An 18,389-nucleotide genomic window follows, 5' to 3' on the forward strand; every position below is an offset into this window, starting at 1 on the left:
TGGCTACGGGTGAAGGGAAAAATGCCTTGCTCTTCATTTCATTCCCTGCTCATGAGGCCCGCTATATCAAAATCGTCCAGACCGGAACGGATTCTCACTGGTGGTCTGTAGCTGAAATCGCAGTTTATACTGCCGATCAGACACCATGGACACCCGGGGAACAGGATGATCTGCTGCCTACCGAACTGGATCGGACATCTTGGACAGCTACAGCTTTCACGTCTGAAGACGTTGGTGCACTGCTGGATGATGATCTGAACTCACACTGGACCTCTGCATCCGGACAACAAACAGACCAATGGATTCAGATCGATCTGGGAAGCATCCAGAATTTCAGCCGGTTAACTATGGACTCAGGTCACAGTACGAATGACTATGCCCGTAGTTTTACAATCTTTACTTCAACAGATGGAGAGCAATGGAATTTAGTTTCAGATGCTTTGGGAACCGATCCTCTAATCTCCGCGATGTTCACGAACCAGCAGGCACGATATGTCAAAATCGCTTTGACTTCGGACAATGCTGAATGGTGGTGGTCTATTGCTGAGTTGAAGCTGTACCGTTGATACGCTGAACCAATGCTAAACCTTGAAAGACTCATATTTAGCACATCTCATAACTAAAGACCTAAAAAAGCACAGGGACCTCAAGCCACGATCGGCAAGAGATCCCTGTTTCCTTGTGATATATGGTAAACTGCCACATCGTTAGGCTAATCATTACTTTTTGATTTTACCATCATATCCAAGCTTATAAATCGTACCTTTCTCAAACGATAGGAGTGCAAGACCATCCCCTACTGTACCTATAAATCGATCATTTGCGTCTAAAGAACGCAGCTTGCTCTTCTTGCCTGTATAACGATTATAAATATACAACTCACTCTTATTATTGCCATTCTTGTCTACCGAAAAACTTCGATAATAAAACTTATTATTTATATATGCTACGGGATCAATATACTCTTTAGAGGCAAATATTTTGTTTCTACTTGCATTTAAATCGGAAAAATGACCTTTGTAACTATAGCCTCCGTCTATGATCTCCAAAAAGAACATAACATTCCCATAAAATTCGTATAACTCCACACCTTTAGAAGATAAGTTCTTCAACCCTGTACCATCTAAATTCATACGATAAAACTTGTCATTATCCCTGTTTGTATAATAGATATATCCGTTGTTTATTTTAAAATTATAAAAAGGAGATTTAGACAATATCGTTTGTTCGTTTGAACCATCTGTTCTCATTGAGCCAAAAGACAATGCATCAAGCGTTTCCGCAGTCCTTTCATCTTTAACAAAATAAATCGTATCCCCTACAACAGTAAACCTTGCAAAATTATCCTCTTTGTTCAGTAAGGTTAATGTCGAACCATCTTTCTTAATTTTAGCCATCTGTCGATTCCAAGGGTCTTGCTCATTTTCAATCAGAAAATATATCCACTCTCCAACCCATTTCACATCTGAAACTTGCTTAGGATATATAGACTCTGTTTTGCTTTTATTACCTGTGAATGTTGTAACGTTGATGCCCATCAAATCTCCGTCATCTTCATAACCTTCCCATACTAAAGTTTTACCGGAATCCTCAGCACCGTATGCAGGTACAACACCAAACAACATGATCACGCTTAATAACGCCACTAACCATTTTCTTCTCATTTTCTTCTCCCTAAAATATGTATTTTCCTACATCGCTATTGTAAATTGGATTCGTAAATAGAACAATCAGTTCACTCCAAATTCTCGCTGTAATTAGAAAATGCCTCCCACCATAATGGCAAGAGGCTCTGATCTTTGCACATCATATATTATAGAAATTTCGTTAAGTGATGGTCAGACCACCGCTTGCATATCCGGCAATGGTTGAAGCCACATCAAGTCCGGCGGTTACTGATGCAGAGAAGACCATAAGCAGACGGTCACCGGCGGCTACCGGGATACTCAAACCTGTAGTCAAACCGCTGGAGATCGTGCCTAATGACAATGCGCCAGTCAACGCTGGTGCCAAGGTGACCAGTGCTCCTGGTACAGCCGTAAAGGTATTATTTGGTGTAGTCGAACGGAATAATTGTGCAGTTATCGTTACTGTAGACAGAGCCAGGTTAAGTGCAGCTGTCGTACTAAAATAAGCAGCCAACGAAGTAATCGTTCCCGCACGAGATGCCGAGAATGCAAAGTTAAGCAAGGTTCCGGCAGCGCCTGTGAGATCAATGATTCCTCCATTAATTGTTACTCCAGATGCATTATTACCAAAACCAACCAAGCTGGAGGTATTCAAAAGTCCGCCCAACACCGTAGTCAACGAAGATGGTAGCCCTGATGCATAAGGGATAATCGCTCCAGAACCTGTCGCTCCGGTCGCACCCGTTACTCCTGCCAAACCTGTTGCTCCGGTCGCACCCGTCACTCCCGCCAAGCCTGTTGCTCCAGTCGCGCCAGTTACTCCTGCCAGGCCTGTTGCTCCGGTCGCACCGGTTACTCCTGCCAGACCTGTTGCTCCGGTCGCACCCGTTACTCCCGCCAGACCTGTTGCTCCAGTCGCACCCGTCACTCCTGCCAGGCCTGTTGCTCCAGTCGCGCCAGTTACTCCTGCCAAACCTGTTGCTCCAGTTGCACCCGTTACTCCCGCCTGACCTGTTGCTCCGGTCGCACCCGTCTCACCTGCCAGACCCGTTGCCCCGGTCGCACCCGTTACTCCCGCCAAGCCTGTTGCTCCAGTCGCGCCAGTTACTCCCGCCTGACCCGTGGCCCCAGTCGCACCCGTCACTCCGGCCAAGCCCGTTGCCCCGGTCGCACCCGTTACTCCCGCCAAGCCTGTTGCTCCAGTCGCGCCAGTTACTCCCGCCTGACCCGTGGCCCCAGTCGCACCCGTCACTCCGGCCAAGCCCGTTGCTCCGGTCGCGCCCGTTACTCCTGCCAGACCCGTTGCTCCAGTCTCACCGGTTACTCCTGCCAGACCTGTTGCTCCGGTTGCACCCGTCACTCCTGCCAGACCTGTCGCTCCGGTCGCACCCGTCACTCCTGCCTGACCCGTTGCTCCGGTCGCACCGGTCACTCCTGCCAGGCCAGTAGCCCCAGTTGCACCTGTGACACCCGTTGCTCCAGTAACTCCATTTGCTGGACCCGTTGCACCCGTAGCTCCGGTTGCACCTGTAGCACCTGTGACTCCAGTGATACCAGGCACTTCACCCAACAATTCGGAAGAGACCAAACGATGTGCTGTTACCAAAGAGCCCGTGCTGCTCTTACCCCATACGGAAACTTGAACAGGATCATTAACCGTCGCTGTTGTCGTAAATGTGAATTCAAAGGCATCTAAATTAGCAAAGTAATTGTTCGTTATCACTTGATTTGGTGCGATGTCCAAAGATTCACTGACATACAAAACTCTCAACCCGCCACTCATATAATACCCTTGTATTTGTACAGAAGAGGCTGCAACTTCACTCCGGTTATCAATTCTAACCGTTACGGATTGAGTCGGTCTTACACCACTAACAGCGTTATTTTCGATCGGCCCTGTCGATAAAAAGCTCATCGCTACTTTCCCTTCTTTCGAAAAAAGTCTTATTTTTTACAGATCTTTAACTGTTTTTTCGTGTTCCACTACCCGGTGTGCATCCACCAATTGACCTGACGCATCTTTGCCCCACACTGAAATTCCGACGTCTCCTACTCGTTCATCACTTACTCCAAACACAAATTCAAAGGCATCCACATCTGCAAAATAATTTCGGGTTACTGCTTCATTAGGTGCAATACTGATCAATTCACTTACATACAGCGTTCTTGTTGTACTCAGCACATACCCCTGAACAAATACACTTAGCGCATCTGTAGCAGCCCGACTCACCAATCTGATCGTTACCTGTTGTGTCGGTCTAACCCCAGAAACGGCATTATTTTCGATCGGTCCAGTTGATAATATAGCCATTTTCTCACCCCACCTTTTGTGAACCTCTTACTCTAGTATTATTTGACATCATGGATCACATATTAGTCATATTCATACACTAGATCAGCGGTGTGGACCATAGACAGGGGACAGTTCACCATTATCAAACCATAAGTGCCATTAACATCTAAAATTCCATCCATACAAAGCTTGTAAATATGTATATTCCGGATGTTTTTCAACACAAAAATGACCGTTCCTCACGAAATGAAGAAGCTACAGCCACCATTGGATATATCTTATTGAAGTCAATCTTACAATTGAATAAACCTACCGCTTCAACTTGGGTCGAATGAATGATGAAGACGTGTGAAGTGTGAAAACTACCGACTTTACATGTTGCACGATATGTTGCAATTAAAGCGATCAACCTCCACTCAACTTTTTCTTACAAATTTTGATAGAAAGTGATTGTATTGTGGCAGAAATGTGATATGATATCGTCAACACAAGAAAACATTTTAAAACAAAAATGAAAAATAATTACATAAAATTGAGTCATAACTCTTCTTTGTTGTCTTTTAAAACCATTCTATTGAAAGCGATTACATTGTACAACAGGACAAATTATATACTCTTTTACACACACAGTTTTCCCCCTATTCCCGGGTTACAGCTGTCAACTCGCTACAGTAAATCGATTTTCTTCTGTACTTGTTGTTTAGCTTAAGCCATAGATCACAATTATGAACGATTCAATCCAGCTCATCTTTGAAAGGAGGTGTAATAAAGAACATTATCTCATCAATCTTTTTTTCTCCTCACTGTAACTCTCTCATTCAACAGTTCTGTTCAACCATTTAGCGTAACACCTAATAACACCATTCCACACTAATTCAATGGAGGCGAACGTATGATCATCCGTAAACCAATAGCCCTGCTGATGTCACTAATTCTGGTTTTTTCCATTCTACCTGCCGAGTCCAGCCATGCAGCAAATAATGCTGTTGCCAAAACGCCTGTGAATGCCAATCCGCTCGTCGATCACAAATTGGGAGCTGACCCTTATGTGCTCGTTCACAACAACCGGGTCTACGTATATATGACAGGGGATACCTTCCTCTACAACAACGACGGCTCTGTCCGCGAAAATAACTACGGCACCATCGGCAGAATTAGCGTGATCTCCTCTGCTGACATGGTGAACTGGACAGACCACGGCTACATTCCGGTAGCCGGTGCAAACAATGCCAACAATGGACAAGGCATTGCCAGATGGGCAAGCCAATCCTGGGCGCCAGCGATGGCCAAGAAAACGATCGCAGGCAAAGATAAATTTTTCTTGTATTTTGCCAACTCGGGTGCAGGAATCGGTGTTCTAACTGCTGATTCTCCAATCGGACCTTGGTCTGATCCAATCGGACGTGCGCTTGTTACCCATGGAACTCCTGGGATGTCGGGCGTGACTTGGCTCTTTGACCCGGCTGTGCTTGTCGATGACGATGGCTCCGCTTATCTGTATGCAGGTGGCGGTATCCCGAACGATACTAATGCAGCTTCCATTGCGAATCCAAAAACAGCACGAGTTATTCGTCTTGGCGCCGACATGACCAGTGTGGTTGGCAGCGCTACGACAATCGATGCACCTTATATGTTTGAAGATTCAGGTATTCATAAATATAACGGCAAATATTACTACTCGTATTGCATTAACTTTGCTGGAAACCATCCAGCAGCTTATCCGAAAGGTGAAATCGGATATATGGTAAGTGACAGCCCAATGGGGCCTTTCACATACAAAGGACACTTCCTCAAAAATCCGGGGACATTCTTCGGAGTAGGTGGCAACAACCACCATGCCGTATTCCAGTTCAATAACCAATGGTATGTCGCGTATCATGCACAAACCGTAAGCAAAGCCTTCCTCGGTGATGGAAAGGGATACCGTTCTACCCATATCAACAGACTGACGCATAACGCGGACGGATCGATTCAGGAAGTGCAGGGTAACATGACTGGTGTGCCTCAGACAGCTAACCTTAATCCATATAACAGAGTGGAAGCCGAGACGATTGCTTGGCAAGCTGGCATCAATACACAACCGACTCAAGCAAGCGGTGGACCAACAGCTAACCAAAATGTGACGAACATTAATAATGGGGACTGGGTTGCTGTAAGTAATGTGGATTTTGGTTCAACAGGTGCATCAAAATTCAAGGCAAACGTAGCTTCTACCGGAAATGGCAACATTGAACTCCGCCTTGGCAGCCCGACAGGGACTCTGATCGGCACACTTAACGTCACTTCAACGGGTGGCATGCAGAACTGGCGGGAGCTCGAAACTAATATCACCAATACAACAGGACGTCATCATCTGTATCTGGTGTTTACAGGCTCTGGTAACGGAAATCTGTTCAATCTGGATTACTGGCAATTTACTTCCGGTTCCGGAGGCAACCCCAATCCAAACCCAAATCCGAACCCGAATCCAAACGTTACTCGAGTGGAAACGGAGAGCATGACCCTGGCCGGTCAATATGCCGGGCTGATTAGCTCACCCTTTAACGGCGTGGCACTCTATGCGAACAATGATTCTGCGTCTTACAATCAATTTTTTGCTAACCCTACACATCAGTTCTCTCTTCGCGGGGCTTCCAACAACAATAGTACAGCCCGTGTTGATCTCGTTATTGGCGGGGTAACAGCTGGTTCATTCTTTTTTACCGGAACTGAACCGACCGTGCAAACCTTGCCGAACATCACACACGGCACAGGAAACCAGGAAATCAAACTGGTAGTAACAACGGATAATGGCACCTGGGATGCTTACATCGATTATCTTGAAATTTCGTAATCAATTCATCATTTTTCTGTCGATTTTGACATTCCAGGAGGAATAGTTATGTGGAAAAAAATCGGGTTGCTCCTGCTCACACTTCCTCTGCTGTTAACATCGTTGACTTTGCCCCCGCAGTCTGCCTCTGCGGCAACGTTTAACAATCCGGTCATTTATGCAGATGTGCCGGACAGCGATGTCATCCGCGTGGGCAACACCTTTTATATGACCAGCACTACCATGCACATGAACCCGGGCGTTCCTGTCATGAAGTCAACAGATCTGGTCAACTGGAGCATTGTGAACTATGTATATGACACACTTGGCAACGGTGATGTACAGAACCTGAATAACGGTCAGAACGAATATGGGCGCGGATCTTGGGCCAGTAGCCTTCGTTACAACAATGGCACCTATTACGTCGCATTCGGTTCGCTTTCTACAGGAAGGACTTACATCTATCAGACCAGCAACATCGAAACCGGACCATGGACGCCTTACACGTTAAACAGTTATTACCATGATCCCTCCCTGCTCTTTGACGGGAACCGTACGTTTCTTGTCCATGGCAGTGATAACATCAGCATCGTCGAGTTAACACCTGATGCCAAAGCTGTGAAATCCGGCGGTCTGAATCAGGTGTTGATCCCGAATGCTAGTAATATCGCTGGGTCCAATATGATTGTAAAAGCAGAAGGCGCGCACATTCAGAAGATTAATGGCATGTATTACGTCTTCCTGATTGCTTGGCCTTCCGGTGATGGACGAATCCAGCTCGCCTATCGCGCAAATACGTTAACAGGGCCCTATACGGGCAAAGTGGTGCTCAGAGATTCGGGCATCGCGCAAGGAGGTATCGTGGATACCGCCTCTGGTGCATGGTATGGTTTCCTGTTTCGCGATCGGGGAGCCGTTGGACGCATTCCATATCTGGTACCGGTAACCTGGTCGGACAACTGGCCTGTATTCGGGGTAAATGGCAAAGTTCCATTGACGATGAACATGCCTGTGGAAGGACAGCCAGCTGCTAAAATCTTCGGTTCAGATGAGTTTAATGCACCTTCGGGCACATCTACTCTCTCAAAGATCTGGCAGTGGAATCATAATCCTGACCCTTCAAAATGGTCCTTGAGCCAGCGTCCCGGCTTCATGCGGCTGACCACAGGCAAACTCAGCAAAAATATATTGGAGGCTCGCAATACGCTGACACAACGCACATTTGGGCCAAAAAGTACAGGCATTACCGCCTTGGAAACGGCAGGTATGAAAGATGGCGATTATGCCGGCCTAGCCGCTTTTCAGGCCAAATATGGCTTTGTGGGCGTCAAGATGACAGGCAATATCAAGTCAATCGTTATGACAAACGCCAGTTCCAGCACGATGACCGAAGTCGCAAGTGTGCCCCTGAACCAGAACAAAATTTATCTGCGGGTCATCTGTGACTTCACCAATCAGACAGATAAAGCCTATTTTGCCTATAGTCTGAATGGAATCAACTGGACAACTATTGGCAATACGCTCCAGATGTCGTATACGTTGCCACACTTTATGGGTTATCGCTTTGCATTGTTTAACTACGCTACCAAATCTACCGGAGGTTATGCTGATTTTGACTTCTTCCGTGTGGAGTAAGCGTGRTGAACGTACTGCTGATCTTTAGAATCAGTACTGCAAAATTGAAGTACACTTGAAGTACAACTGTGGCCTGGAATTCCGCTATGTGCGGAACCAGGTCATTTTCATTATTTTTATAAAAACATCTCACTTGAACGCTTTAATATATTGGATATACGCTTCAGCACTTTGGTCAATCACTTCATCACTTGCCTGAAATGAGGCACCAAAGACAGCATAATGCGGCAGTGCCGTAACGCCCACATGATTCATACTTGCCTTAAATGGTGCCATCAGTTCTTCTACACTAAAACCTACCGGCTTTCCTTTTCCGTAATTCTCCCGCTGATCCCCGATTGTTATTGCCAGTCCCATCCGTTTTCCATGCAATCGATCGCCCTTTGATCCATAAGCCCATCCATGCGTGAACACATCATCCAGCCATTTTTTGAGCAGCGGCGGGTAACTGTACCAATAGAACGGAAACTGCAGAATAATATGATCATGTGCCTCCAGTAACTCCTGCTCATGAGCAATATTGATGTTCCAGTCAGGATAAGTTTCGTACAATTCATGAATACGTACCTGCTCTGTGTACTGCTCCAGCTCCTTTTTCCAGCGACGATTTACTCTTGAAGTTGTCATATTCGGATGTGCCAGAATAACCAGTGTGTTTTCATTCCATCCATTCCTCTCTCCAAAACAGATTGATTTCTTTTCTCGATTACGAGATCATTATCCCCCCCGTCACCCCAAAAGAAAATACACACAATGAAGTAAGATACTTACCTCAAGGTGTGTATGGACTTCGGCTTTACAGTTATGAGAAAATAAATAGTTATCCCTGTAAATACGTATAAATACAACGAGGTGATATGAATGAAGGAATATCGTTTGGGCATTGAAGCTACACTCGAAATCATTGGCGGCAAGTGGAAAGCCATCATCATCTGTTTGTTAATGTCCGGTGTCAAAAGAACAGGAGAACTAGAGCGCAGCATGCCCGGCATTTCCCAAAAAGTACTGATTCAACAATTACGTGAATTGGAACGCGATGGTCTTGTCACAAGACATGTTTATCAGCAAATGCCGCCCAAGGTCGAGTATAGTCTTACGGAATATGGTGTCACAGCAAATACGATTGTGGATGTCATGTGTACCTGGGGAAGAGATAATATTGCGCTCAGACAGCAACGCGGAGAAGACATTGTTTTGTTATCCGATGATCACAACGATGAAGTTATTTTATAGCCCCGTAGCCCTGCCCTTCTGTAGATGAACAAACGGTGCTCTACGAATGAAGCATCTCTCATGTAACCTTCATCTTCCATATCCCACCTATATAGTAAACTATCATTATAATTATTAATTTTGATGTAGGTTGGATTCCTCTTATACCACACTCATATGAAGTAACTCCTTAGCCATAGCAAACAGGACGCTTGAGTGTATGGATCCAATCTGCGTCATCAGGAGGTTTTCACGTATGAAAAAATATATTGTATTTGGTGCCAGTAAAGGATTGGGCGACGCATTTGTCCGCGGAGTGCCGCAGGCAGGAGATAAAGTGTGGGTTGTATCCCGCAGTAAACCAGAAAGTCTGCAACTGGAGGACGGTGTAGAGCGCGTATGGATTCAGGCCGATCTCTCGGAGCTTCAGGCTGCCAAACAGATTGCAGAGCAGCTACGGGGCGAAACGTTGGATGTGCTTATATATAACGTAGGGATTTGGGAAAAGGAAGGATTCGAGGAACATTACACCTTTGACAAGGATGAGCCTTCCGATATTCAAGAGCTGATCCATGTGAATATAACGTCCACTATTGTATGCATTCAAGCTCTATTGCCTCAGCTTCGCAAGTCGGCAGCAGGCAAGATCATTCTCATCGGCTCTACAGCAGGTTTAAGCAATGCGGGGAACACTCAGGTTTCTTTTGTTGCCTCCAAGTTTGCCATCCGTGGAATTACAGAAGCGCTCAGAGAACATACCCGGCGGGATCACATCGCCGTAACGTGCATTAATCCGGGAGAACTGGCAGCAGAAATCCCGTATGAAGAAGGAATGGAACGCGCACTATCCGAGTATGGAGGGACACGCATTCCGCTTCAAGACATGGTTTCAATTGTCCGGTGTATCGTCAGCCTGTCCAATGCAGCCTGTGTGAAAGAGATTAACGTACCTGCTCTTACGGATATGAATACGTAGTAAAAAGGATAGATTTGATTTGATTTGATTTGATTTGATTTGATTTATTGTATTGAATTCGCGTTGCTTCACATTAAATATCGAGATACATGCTCAATCGCCATCGATTGTACTCGTTCTTGTTCAGGAATATGTTCATAGATGACATGTGACTTTCCCTGTTGGATGAGCTGTTCTCGTATAGCTACAATGCGCCCTTTATTAAAATCAATAAAACGGAAATCCACTTGCCTAAGCTGCTCGAGCTCTGACATTCTAGCAAAAGATGTTGCTTTGAGGGTCGTGTTGATCTCTTTCAGTTCCAAGACTTCCAGTGCACTGGCTGTCCATAAACACTCGATATCTTGAAGTGATTTCATATAGACCAGTTCAAGTTGTCTAAGCCGAGGCAGCTGCGAAAAATCACATAACTGTTCCAGCTTTGGCAAGGATACATGCAGATACTCAAGCCTGTGCATCTGCTCCAGTCCCTTAATACTCATCAGTTTCCGCACCGAACTAAGCTTAAGCATCCGGATGGTTGACTGTGCCAATACATCCAGCTCGCATTTTAACTCACACTGATCAAGGGACAGATACTGGAGCTTTGGTAATTCTGTTAAAAACTCGAGACAATCTACCGTACAGTTCAGGGTAAGGGTCTCCAGACTTTTACATTTTTCTATGGAGATCAAGTTTTTGAATTTTCCATGGAGTTCAAGATAGGTTAAATCTCTATAGTGTTCAATAAAACTCAGATCCGTTGCTTTTGCGGTTGAATTCACTCTAAGAAATACCAGTTTCTTCAACGCTCCGAGTATTGTCAGATCCTGTACCTGTGCACAGTCCAGCTGTAAGGCAGAAACATGTTTCAACTGCGCTAAACGCCCAAGGAAGTTTGATGGATATTCCGCTTTCATATCCGTATTTGATATGTGAAGAATCAGATCCGGCCTGGCTGCAAAAACATTCATATCCAGTTGAGTCAAATCCTCATACGTATCCACACCAACACGAAAATGAACCGTTGCCCTGCGGCGTAAATGCTGCACAGCCTGGTTCATTTTTTCTTCATTCCATGGCATTCCCTGTATCGAAGCATGCCAAAACTGTGTCATTGCCCTTCCCCCTATCCTGTTCTTATAAACATATTATACCAAACCAATCTCTCATCAGTGATCCGGAGTTTTCTTAATTCTTTTTTAATTCGACAAAAATATACACAAATCTATATTATATGCCGACATATAACTCAGAAGTTTTGAACTTCGTATTAAAAACCTGGGGAGATGGAACATGTCAAACATTTTTAAAAAGCGGGGGAACAGAGGAGCACGTACTTCCAGTATGGCCAACACTCTGGCTGCTGTACTGCTCATTATCATTGTTGTCGTATTCGCTGTACTGGGAACATTCATGTTCACAAGCACAAGAAACATTCTGGTTCAACAGCAGGAATCCATGCTCCAGACTAAAACGCAAGCGATTGTCAGTGAGTTCGACGCACTATTTAAAGAAAAAGGCTCACTGGTCAAACAAATGTCCACTAACAAATTATTCAAGCAATACATAGAAACAACGAAGTCATCTTCAGAAGCAGCCACTTCTACTTATGCTGCTGAAACAAGAGATACACTTACTAAAATTGTGGAAGCAGAACCTTCATTCGCTGATGCTTGGATTGCGGGTATGGATGGAAAAGGCTTCTGGCTACAAAACGACGGTGTCGTTTCCGCACCGGATTTTGATATTCAGGCACGTCCTTACTACCAGCCAGTGAAAGATGCAGACGGACTTTACTATTCTGATCCGTACATTGATGTATCTGCAGGCAAAGTACTCATGGGTATTTTTTATCCAATCAAGGATGATAACAACAACATGATCGGTTTTGCTGCAGCGGATATTGCCTTTGAAGATATTCCAAGCATAATGGAGAGTTACTCTCTAGGCAGCACCGGGTATTCCATTGTGTTATCCAAGAGCGGTGAAATCCTGTACCATCCGGATAAGAACAAAGTGTTAAAGGAAAATATTAAGAACGCTACAGGTGATATGGGAGAAGTCGGCAAAAAAATGATTGCTGGTGAATCCGGCATCCAGCTTATAAACGACAATGGGGAACGTCGTTACATCGGGTATGCAACCAGCAAAGACACGGGATGGTCCGTAGGTCTGACGATTACAGAGAAGGAAGTTTTAGCAGAGCTCAGAACATTCACCTGGATTACAGTTGGCGGGTTTGTTGCAGCTGCAATTCTTCTGGTCATTATCAGCTACATTACTCTGCGTCGTCTATTGCGCACCATACCGCAGCTATTGGGCAAAATCAAGCAGATTGAACAAGGTGATTTGACAGTTACACTGGATATCAAATCCAATAATGAGATTGGACAAATTGCCACTGGTCTGAATTCCATGGTGCAGAAAATTCAGGACATGTTGAAGATTGTTGGCAATTCAGCTCAAGTGCTGAATCATTCATCCAATGACTTGCAGTCGATATCATCCAGAACCGCTGTAACCATGAACGATACATCTACGGCGATCAACGAGATTGCGAATGCAACCAATTATCAGTCAATTGAAACGGAAAATATTTTACGTAAAACAGGCTCATTATCGAGCCAAATTGATGAAATTGCTGCTGATGCACAAGCGATGGGATCTATGGTGCAGACCTCTGTTGATCAAAGTGGTCAAGGACTTGCGGTTGTGGAGCAACTGTCCAAATGGTCTGCGGAAAACCACAGTTCTACTCAATTCATCTCCTCCATTATTCAAGAGATTGACCAGAGCCGGAATGAAATTTCCAGTTTTGTGGATACGGTGAAGCAAATTGCTTCTCAGACCAATTTGCTTGCGCTTAATGCTTCTATTGAAGCTGCACGCGCCGGGGAACATGGCAGAGGATTCGCTGTCGTTGCAGAAGAAGTTCGCAAGCTGGCAGAACAAACTGCACTGGCTACAGAGGAAATCAACAAAAAAGTAAGTGTCATTGAAGAGAAAACTTCCCTTTCGGTGGAACACACGATGCGAGGAATGAAGATTGCGGAAGAGAACACGAAGTCTGTAGAAGACACCAAGCAAGTGTTCTACAGCATCAATCAAGATTTGGAAAAACTCAAGCTGCGTATGGCACAAATCACTAATAGCACTGCCAGTGTGCATCAGCATAAAGATGAGATTTTCCAGGCGCTGGAGATCATATCCTCCACTACTGAGGAGAACTCTGCCTCAACGGAAGAAGTCAGCGCGAGTACACAGGAACAACTGGAAAGCATTCAACAAGTGGCGGATCTGTCCAATCAGTTGAATCAACTTTCCACCAAACTACAGGATGAACTTAGCCATTTCAAGGTGGAGTAAGCACTACTGATCTGCTGTTCACTGCTGTCACTGCTCTACCGCCCTACTGTTCTCCTGCTCTTCTCTTTTGTCCGCGATCCATTTATTATTAAAGCATATGCGTACGAAGAGCACTGGAGGCTGATGGACTTATCATGAGATTTGCAAAACGAATGGATCACTTTAGTGAAGGCATCTTCACCAAATTGCTAGATATCAAGCGTCGCCGGCTGGAGAACGATCAGCCCGTCATCGATCTTAGCGTCGGAACACCAAACATCCCGCCGGCCCAGCACATTATGAAGGTACTCGGTGAAGCGACTGCTGATCCGGCCAACTACATCTATGCGGTTAACGATCAGAAAGAACTGCTTCAGGCGGCAAGTGACTGGTACAAGCAACGGTATCAAGTCGAACTGGATCCACAAACTGAAATCTGTTCTTTGCTAGGCTCGCAGGAAGGACTTGCACACATCTCCCTCTCTATTGTGGATGAAGGTGATCTCGTTCTGGTGCCCGATCCCTGTTATCCAGTATTCGCAGATGGGCCACTTCTGGCCGGAGCCGAGCTGTATTACATGCCGCAAAAAGAGGAACATAACTATGTCATCCAATTGCAAGACATCCCTGAGGCAATAGCCGAACGGGCTAAGTTCATGCTTGTATCGTATCCGAACAATCCAACAACAGCGATGGCTCCAGACTCCTTTTATGAGGATTTGATCGCTTTCGCCAAAAAATACGATATTATCGTGCTGCATGATAATGCCTACAGTGAGCTAGTGTTTGACCAAAAAACATGTGGCAGCTTTCTGGCTTATCCTGGTGCCATGGATGTGGGAATTGAATTCAACTCCCTTTCCAAAACGTACGGACTGGCTGGAGCACGAATCGGTTTTTGTCTGGGAAACAAAGCGATTGTCTCGATGTTGAAAAAGCTGAAATCCAATATGGATTACGGCATGTTTATCCCCATCCAGAAGGCAGCAATTGCCGCTATTACAGGAGATCAGAGTGATGTGGAGCGGGTAAGATCCATCTATGAAGAACGTCGGGATATGCTATGTGAAGGTTTCGCCAAACTGGGCTGGCCAATCAGCAAACCGGAAGCTACGATGTTCATCTGGACACGGATTCCCGCGCACTATGACACCTCAGAGCAATTCGCCACAGATCTCGTTACACAGGCAGGAGTCATTGTGACACCAGGCAGTGCCTTCGGGCCTTCAGGTGAAGGATACGTCCGGTTTGCGCTGGTACAGGATTTAGAGCAACTGCAACAAGCCCTTCACTATGTTGAAGCGAGCGGTATGCTCATTCCTGAAAAGTTAGGCTGATAAGCCTTTAAAGCAGTATGTAATACAAATTTTTTGAAACAAAAGTAAAAGCACCAAACCCTTCTGTTCCGGGTTTGGTGCTTTTTTAGTTCAATTTCACTTCATCGCTTTACGCCAGTTCGAACGGTACATCAGATACAGGAAGTACGGTGTACCAATGATCGCAATGAGAATTCCTGACGGAATTTCCGTTGGCGCCATCACCGTTCTGCCAATCGTATCTGCGAGTACCAGCATCATGGCTCCTGCCAGCGCGGACAGAAACATCGACTGTCTCAGTTTGTGTCCTGTCAGCAACCGAACCATATGTGGTGCAATCAGACCGATAAATCCAACCGTCCCCACACAAGCGACCGCGCCAGCAGCGAGCAGTACTCCTACAGTCATTGCCATCAAGCGAGTGCGACGTACATTCACCCCAAGCCCGGAAGCACTATTGTCGTCAAAGACAAGAAGTTCAAACTTGCGAGCAAGCCACCAGGCCACTGGCACCAAAATGAGCAGGAATATACCGATCACTTTGACTTGATCCCAAGTACGGGCATACGTGCTACCTGTAAGCCAGATGTAACCGCTGCTGCCGTAAACGGCTCCGCGTACAATAAGTATCTGAATACCTGCGCCAGCAATAGCCGACATGGCAATTCCCAGCAATACAACGGCAGAAGGATTCAATCCTTTTTTCCAAGAAAGCGAGAATACAACCGCAGCCGCAATGGCGGCACCTGCAATAGCAGCAACAGGCAGCACATACATCGGCAGCCCAGGCCACAGGATGAATACCATCATAGCACCAAGCCCTGCGCCGGAAGATACACCTACAATCGATGAATCCGCCAGCGGATTACGAACGGCCATCTGGATCAGCACGCCGCTGATTGCGAGAGCCGCCCCTGCCCCTGCAGCCACCAAGGTCCGCGGAATTCGAAGCTGCACAATTCCGGAGAACAACCCATCCGACTGAAACAAACTCGGTAACAGATCGGCTAGTGGAATACGCATCCCACCAAACATCGTACTGAGCAACAGCAATAGGATCGTAATGGCAGAAAACAGAATTGCGATAGGCGTGAAGGCAAAACGGCGTACACGCCCCCCCGTACTCATCGATGTCGTCATGCCAGCACCATTTCCTGCTTTCATACGAGTCAGCACGAGCCAGATAAGCCATGGTGCACCAATAATCGCCATCACAGCACCAGTGGGCAGTTCCATACTGGAGTTGTGTATCATCTTCGCAAGGACATCTGCACCTACAAGCAATGCTGCCCCCCAGATGAATACACCTGGAATCAAAAGCCGATTGGAGCGAACACCACTCAGACGAACCAGATGTGGAGCAACCAGACCCACAAAGCCGATAGGTCCAATTACGCTGACGATCACTGCAGCCAGAATGACGGCAATGATCAGTCCACTTGTTCGAGCAAGTCCTACTTTCTGCCCCAAAGAAGATGCGGTTGATTCATCCAGCTCCAGCATATCCCACTGTTTGGACAAAATCAGAGCCAGCAGCGTTACACCTGTGACCCAAGGCCAGACATAGTTCACACCGGTCCAGTCATTCTGGACCAGGGTTCCTGAACCCCACAGAAATAAGCCCTGAGTCTCCATAGAGAAAAAAATATGCAAGGCACTTGTAAATGAACCAAGCACCATGGACACGATCATACCTGATAACGCAAGCCGTACGGGCGTTGACGTACGCCCGCCGCCCATGAAATAAGCTGCGAACGCTGCAACAAATCCACCCATAGCAGCAAAAAGAAACGGTGACTGGCTCAGTACACCTGGAAAAAGAATGGCACCTAACACCACTACAAAATAAGCTCCCGCATTAATTCCAAGTGTGTCTGAGGCTGCAAGTGGGTTGCGGGTAATGGTCTGCAACAACGCCCCGGCAACAGCCAGTGCTCCCCCTGCCAGAATACCAATCACCGTACGCGGCATACGCAAATCCCATACCATATTATGTTCGAGCGTACCCTGTCTGTTTGTAAGCGCGCCCCAAACATCATGCAACGAAATGGCCGCTTCCCCATAACACAGACTTACAAAAAAAAGCACGATAAGGGCGGTTAGACCGCCCCCATAGATGCTTATCATACGCCAGTTCATGGCTGGCTTCGTTTCTTGTTGAGTCAGACTCATTTGGAAATCGCCTCAACTACACCGTCAACCAGTACTTTGGAAGAAATCGGGCCGCCAAATGTCCATGTCGTACTTCCCAATTGATACGTACGCTTTTCCTTCACAAAGTTCAGACCCTTCCAAACGGAATTCTCTTTCATCGCTGTGCCAAAAACATCATCGTCTGGTTGCGTAATATAGATAAAATTACTGTCCTGCACTTTGGATAAAGATTCAATACCTACCGTGGAGAAACCGTAGTTTTCAAGTTTGTCCGGCTGCCAATCATTCACCAACCCAATTTTGTTCAAGGTACCCGCTACAACCGAATTGTCGCTAAACATACGCAGGGAAGCTGCATTTTGATAGGTGAAAGCCTGTGTCAGTACAAAGTGGAAGTTTTCTTTACCTGCAGCTGCAAGCTTTTCTTTGGCTTCTGCATAATGCTGATCCAGATTACTGAGCACTTCTTTTGCTTTATCTTCTTTGCCCAGAGCTGTTGCAATCGTATTAAAAATGGTCGTCATTTTGTCATAGTTATAACCATCACCGTCATATGGATCGAACTCCAGCGTTGGAGCAATGGCTTTCAACTGATCATATACGTTTGAATTGTTGTCTGCATTGGCGATGATGAGATCCGGCTTGAGTGCTGCGATAGCCTCTATATTCGGCTCACTTCGTGACCCAACATCCGTAACACTATCATCCAGAGCAGCCTCGTTCGTTACATACACCTTATAGTAAGTGTTATCTGCGTTACCGATAGGTTGAACCCCTAGAGCAACTACATCCTCTGTATACGTCCATTCCAATGTCACAACACGTTTAGCTGGCTTGTCCAGTGTGAGTTCCCCACGTTTATGCTGTACGGTAACCGGCCCAGCTGACTCTTCAGCAGGAGCGCTGCCCAAATTCGTATTTTTACTTGGTTCTGTTGTTGTAGCATTTTTACCACATCCTGCCAGAACCAAAACAAATGCCATCATGATGAATAGTGCATGTAACCCTTTTTTCATATCTCTAAGCTCCTCTATGT

At 45.9% G+C, this 18,389-nt stretch carries 14 protein-coding genes; 7 read left to right on the top strand and 7 right to left on the bottom strand.

The window, feature by feature from the left end; genetic code table 11:
- Nucleotides 1–566 (top strand): discoidin domain-containing protein (locus tag AB4Z30_RS05830; protein WP_441924245.1); only part of this gene is annotated, 566 nt, incomplete at its 5' end.
- Between the two features lie 153 nt (nt 567–719).
- On the opposite strand, the gene AB4Z30_RS05835 is transcribed toward AB4Z30_RS05830, so the two are convergent.
- The 3 genes from AB4Z30_RS05835 to AB4Z30_RS05845 form a co-directional block, all read right to left on the bottom strand.
- Nucleotides 720–1,664: a DUF5050 domain-containing protein gene (locus AB4Z30_RS05835; protein ID WP_441924247.1), complete on the bottom strand. Its 945-nt coding sequence runs from the start codon at nt 1,662–1,664 to the stop codon at nt 720–722.
- Nucleotides 1,665–1,827: 163 nt separating this feature from the next.
- Nucleotides 1,828–3,543 carry an exosporium glycoprotein BclB-related protein gene (locus AB4Z30_RS05840; protein ID WP_441924249.1) on the bottom strand — a complete coding sequence of 572 codons (1,716 nt, stop codon included), beginning with the start codon at nt 3,541–3,543 and terminating at the stop codon, nt 1,828–1,830.
- A gap of 36 nt (nt 3,544–3,579) precedes the next feature.
- A complete protein-coding gene (locus AB4Z30_RS05845) occupies nt 3,580–3,939 on the bottom strand; it encodes a hypothetical protein (RefSeq protein WP_441924251.1) in 360 nt (119 codons plus the stop codon).
- Between the two features lie 877 nt (nt 3,940–4,816).
- On the opposite strand from AB4Z30_RS05845, the gene AB4Z30_RS05850 reads away from it, so the two are divergent.
- Both AB4Z30_RS05850 and AB4Z30_RS05855 read left to right on the top strand, forming a co-directional pair.
- Nucleotides 4,817–6,754 carry a carbohydrate-binding protein gene (locus tag AB4Z30_RS05850; RefSeq protein WP_441924770.1) on the top strand — a complete coding sequence of 646 codons (1,938 nt, stop codon included), beginning with the start codon at nt 4,817–4,819 and terminating at the stop codon, nt 6,752–6,754.
- A gap of 48 nt (nt 6,755–6,802) precedes the next feature.
- On the top strand, nt 6,803–8,368 hold the full coding sequence (locus AB4Z30_RS05855) for a glycoside hydrolase family 43 protein (protein WP_441924253.1): 1,566 nt from the start codon (nt 6,803–6,805) through the stop codon (nt 8,366–8,368).
- Nucleotides 8,369–8,497: 129 nt separating this feature from the next.
- Here AB4Z30_RS05855 and AB4Z30_RS05860 read toward each other — a convergent pair whose 3' ends face one another.
- Nucleotides 8,498–9,058, bottom strand: a complete 561-nt coding sequence (locus tag AB4Z30_RS05860) for an NAD(P)H-dependent oxidoreductase (RefSeq protein WP_441924772.1) — start codon at nt 9,056–9,058, stop codon at nt 8,498–8,500.
- 171 nt (nt 9,059–9,229) lie between these two features.
- Between AB4Z30_RS05860 and AB4Z30_RS05865 the strand changes: the two genes are divergently transcribed.
- The gene (locus AB4Z30_RS05865; protein WP_441924255.1) at nt 9,230–9,601 is read left to right on the top strand and encodes a winged helix-turn-helix transcriptional regulator; all 372 of its coding nucleotides are present in this window, start codon (nt 9,230–9,232) and stop codon (nt 9,599–9,601) included.
- A gap of 235 nt (nt 9,602–9,836) precedes the next feature.
- The gene (locus AB4Z30_RS05870) at nt 9,837–10,556 is read left to right on the top strand and encodes an SDR family NAD(P)-dependent oxidoreductase (protein ID WP_441924257.1); all 720 of its coding nucleotides are present in this window, start codon (nt 9,837–9,839) and stop codon (nt 10,554–10,556) included.
- A 68-nt stretch (nt 10,557–10,624) separates the two neighbouring features.
- On the opposite strand, the gene AB4Z30_RS05875 is transcribed toward AB4Z30_RS05870, so the two are convergent.
- Complete coding sequence (locus AB4Z30_RS05875) at nt 10,625–11,653, bottom strand: hypothetical protein (protein ID WP_441924259.1); 1,029 nt, start codon at nt 11,651–11,653, stop codon at nt 10,625–10,627.
- Between the two features lie 178 nt (nt 11,654–11,831).
- Here AB4Z30_RS05875 and AB4Z30_RS05880 point away from each other — a divergent pair, with 178 nt between their 5' ends.
- A complete protein-coding gene (locus AB4Z30_RS05880) occupies nt 11,832–13,904 on the top strand; it encodes a methyl-accepting chemotaxis protein (protein ID WP_441924261.1) in 2,073 nt (690 codons plus the stop codon).
- Nucleotides 13,905–14,038: 134 nt separating this feature from the next.
- Entirely contained in the window at nt 14,039–15,220 is a 1,182-nt protein-coding gene (locus AB4Z30_RS05885) for an aminotransferase class I/II-fold pyridoxal phosphate-dependent enzyme (protein WP_441924263.1), read from the top strand.
- A 96-nt stretch (nt 15,221–15,316) separates the two neighbouring features.
- Here AB4Z30_RS05885 and AB4Z30_RS05890 read toward each other — a convergent pair whose 3' ends face one another.
- Together AB4Z30_RS05890 and AB4Z30_RS05895 are read right to left on the bottom strand one after the other, a co-directional pair.
- Nucleotides 15,317–17,371: an iron ABC transporter permease gene (locus AB4Z30_RS05890; protein WP_441924265.1), complete on the bottom strand. Its 2,055-nt coding sequence runs from the start codon at nt 17,369–17,371 to the stop codon at nt 15,317–15,319.
- Nucleotides 17,368–18,369 (bottom strand): ABC transporter substrate-binding protein, encoded by a 1,002-nt coding sequence (locus AB4Z30_RS05895; RefSeq protein ID WP_441924267.1) that lies wholly within the window; start codon nt 18,367–18,369, stop codon nt 17,368–17,370. The genes AB4Z30_RS05890 and AB4Z30_RS05895 overlap by 4 nt, the downstream gene beginning before the upstream one ends.
- Nucleotides 18,370–18,389: the final 20 nt, after the last annotated feature.

The organism is Paenibacillus sp. 2TAF8 (assembly GCF_052114825.1).
GTDB lineage: Bacteria > Bacillota > Bacilli > Paenibacillales > Paenibacillaceae > Paenibacillus.

Coding starts and splice junctions, on each gene's coding strand:
- AB4Z30_RS05895 (WP_441924267.1), bottom strand. CDS start 18,369: ATGAAAAAAGGGTTACATGCACTATTCATCATGATGGCATTTGTTTTG.
- AB4Z30_RS05855 (WP_441924253.1), top strand. CDS start 6,803: ATGTGGAAAAAAATCGGGTTGCTCCTGCTCACACTTCCTCTGCTGTTA.
- AB4Z30_RS05870 (WP_441924257.1), top strand. CDS start 9,837: ATGAAAAAATATATTGTATTTGGTGCCAGTAAAGGATTGGGCGACGCA.
- AB4Z30_RS05835 (WP_441924247.1), bottom strand. CDS start 1,664: ATGAGAAGAAAATGGTTAGTGGCGTTATTAAGCGTGATCATGTTGTTT.
- AB4Z30_RS05840 (WP_441924249.1), bottom strand. CDS start 3,543: ATGAGCTTTTTATCGACAGGGCCGATCGAAAATAACGCTGTTAGTGGT.
- AB4Z30_RS05845 (WP_441924251.1), bottom strand. CDS start 3,939: ATGGCTATATTATCAACTGGACCGATCGAAAATAATGCCGTTTCTGGG.
- AB4Z30_RS05885 (WP_441924263.1), top strand. CDS start 14,039: ATGAGATTTGCAAAACGAATGGATCACTTTAGTGAAGGCATCTTCACC.
- AB4Z30_RS05875 (WP_441924259.1), bottom strand. CDS start 11,653: ATGACACAGTTTTGGCATGCTTCGATACAGGGAATGCCATGGAATGAA.
- AB4Z30_RS05880 (WP_441924261.1), top strand. CDS start 11,832: ATGTCAAACATTTTTAAAAAGCGGGGGAACAGAGGAGCACGTACTTCC.
- AB4Z30_RS05890 (WP_441924265.1), bottom strand. CDS start 17,371: ATGAGTCTGACTCAACAAGAAACGAAGCCAGCCATGAACTGGCGTATG.
- AB4Z30_RS05865 (WP_441924255.1), top strand. CDS start 9,230: ATGAAGGAATATCGTTTGGGCATTGAAGCTACACTCGAAATCATTGGC.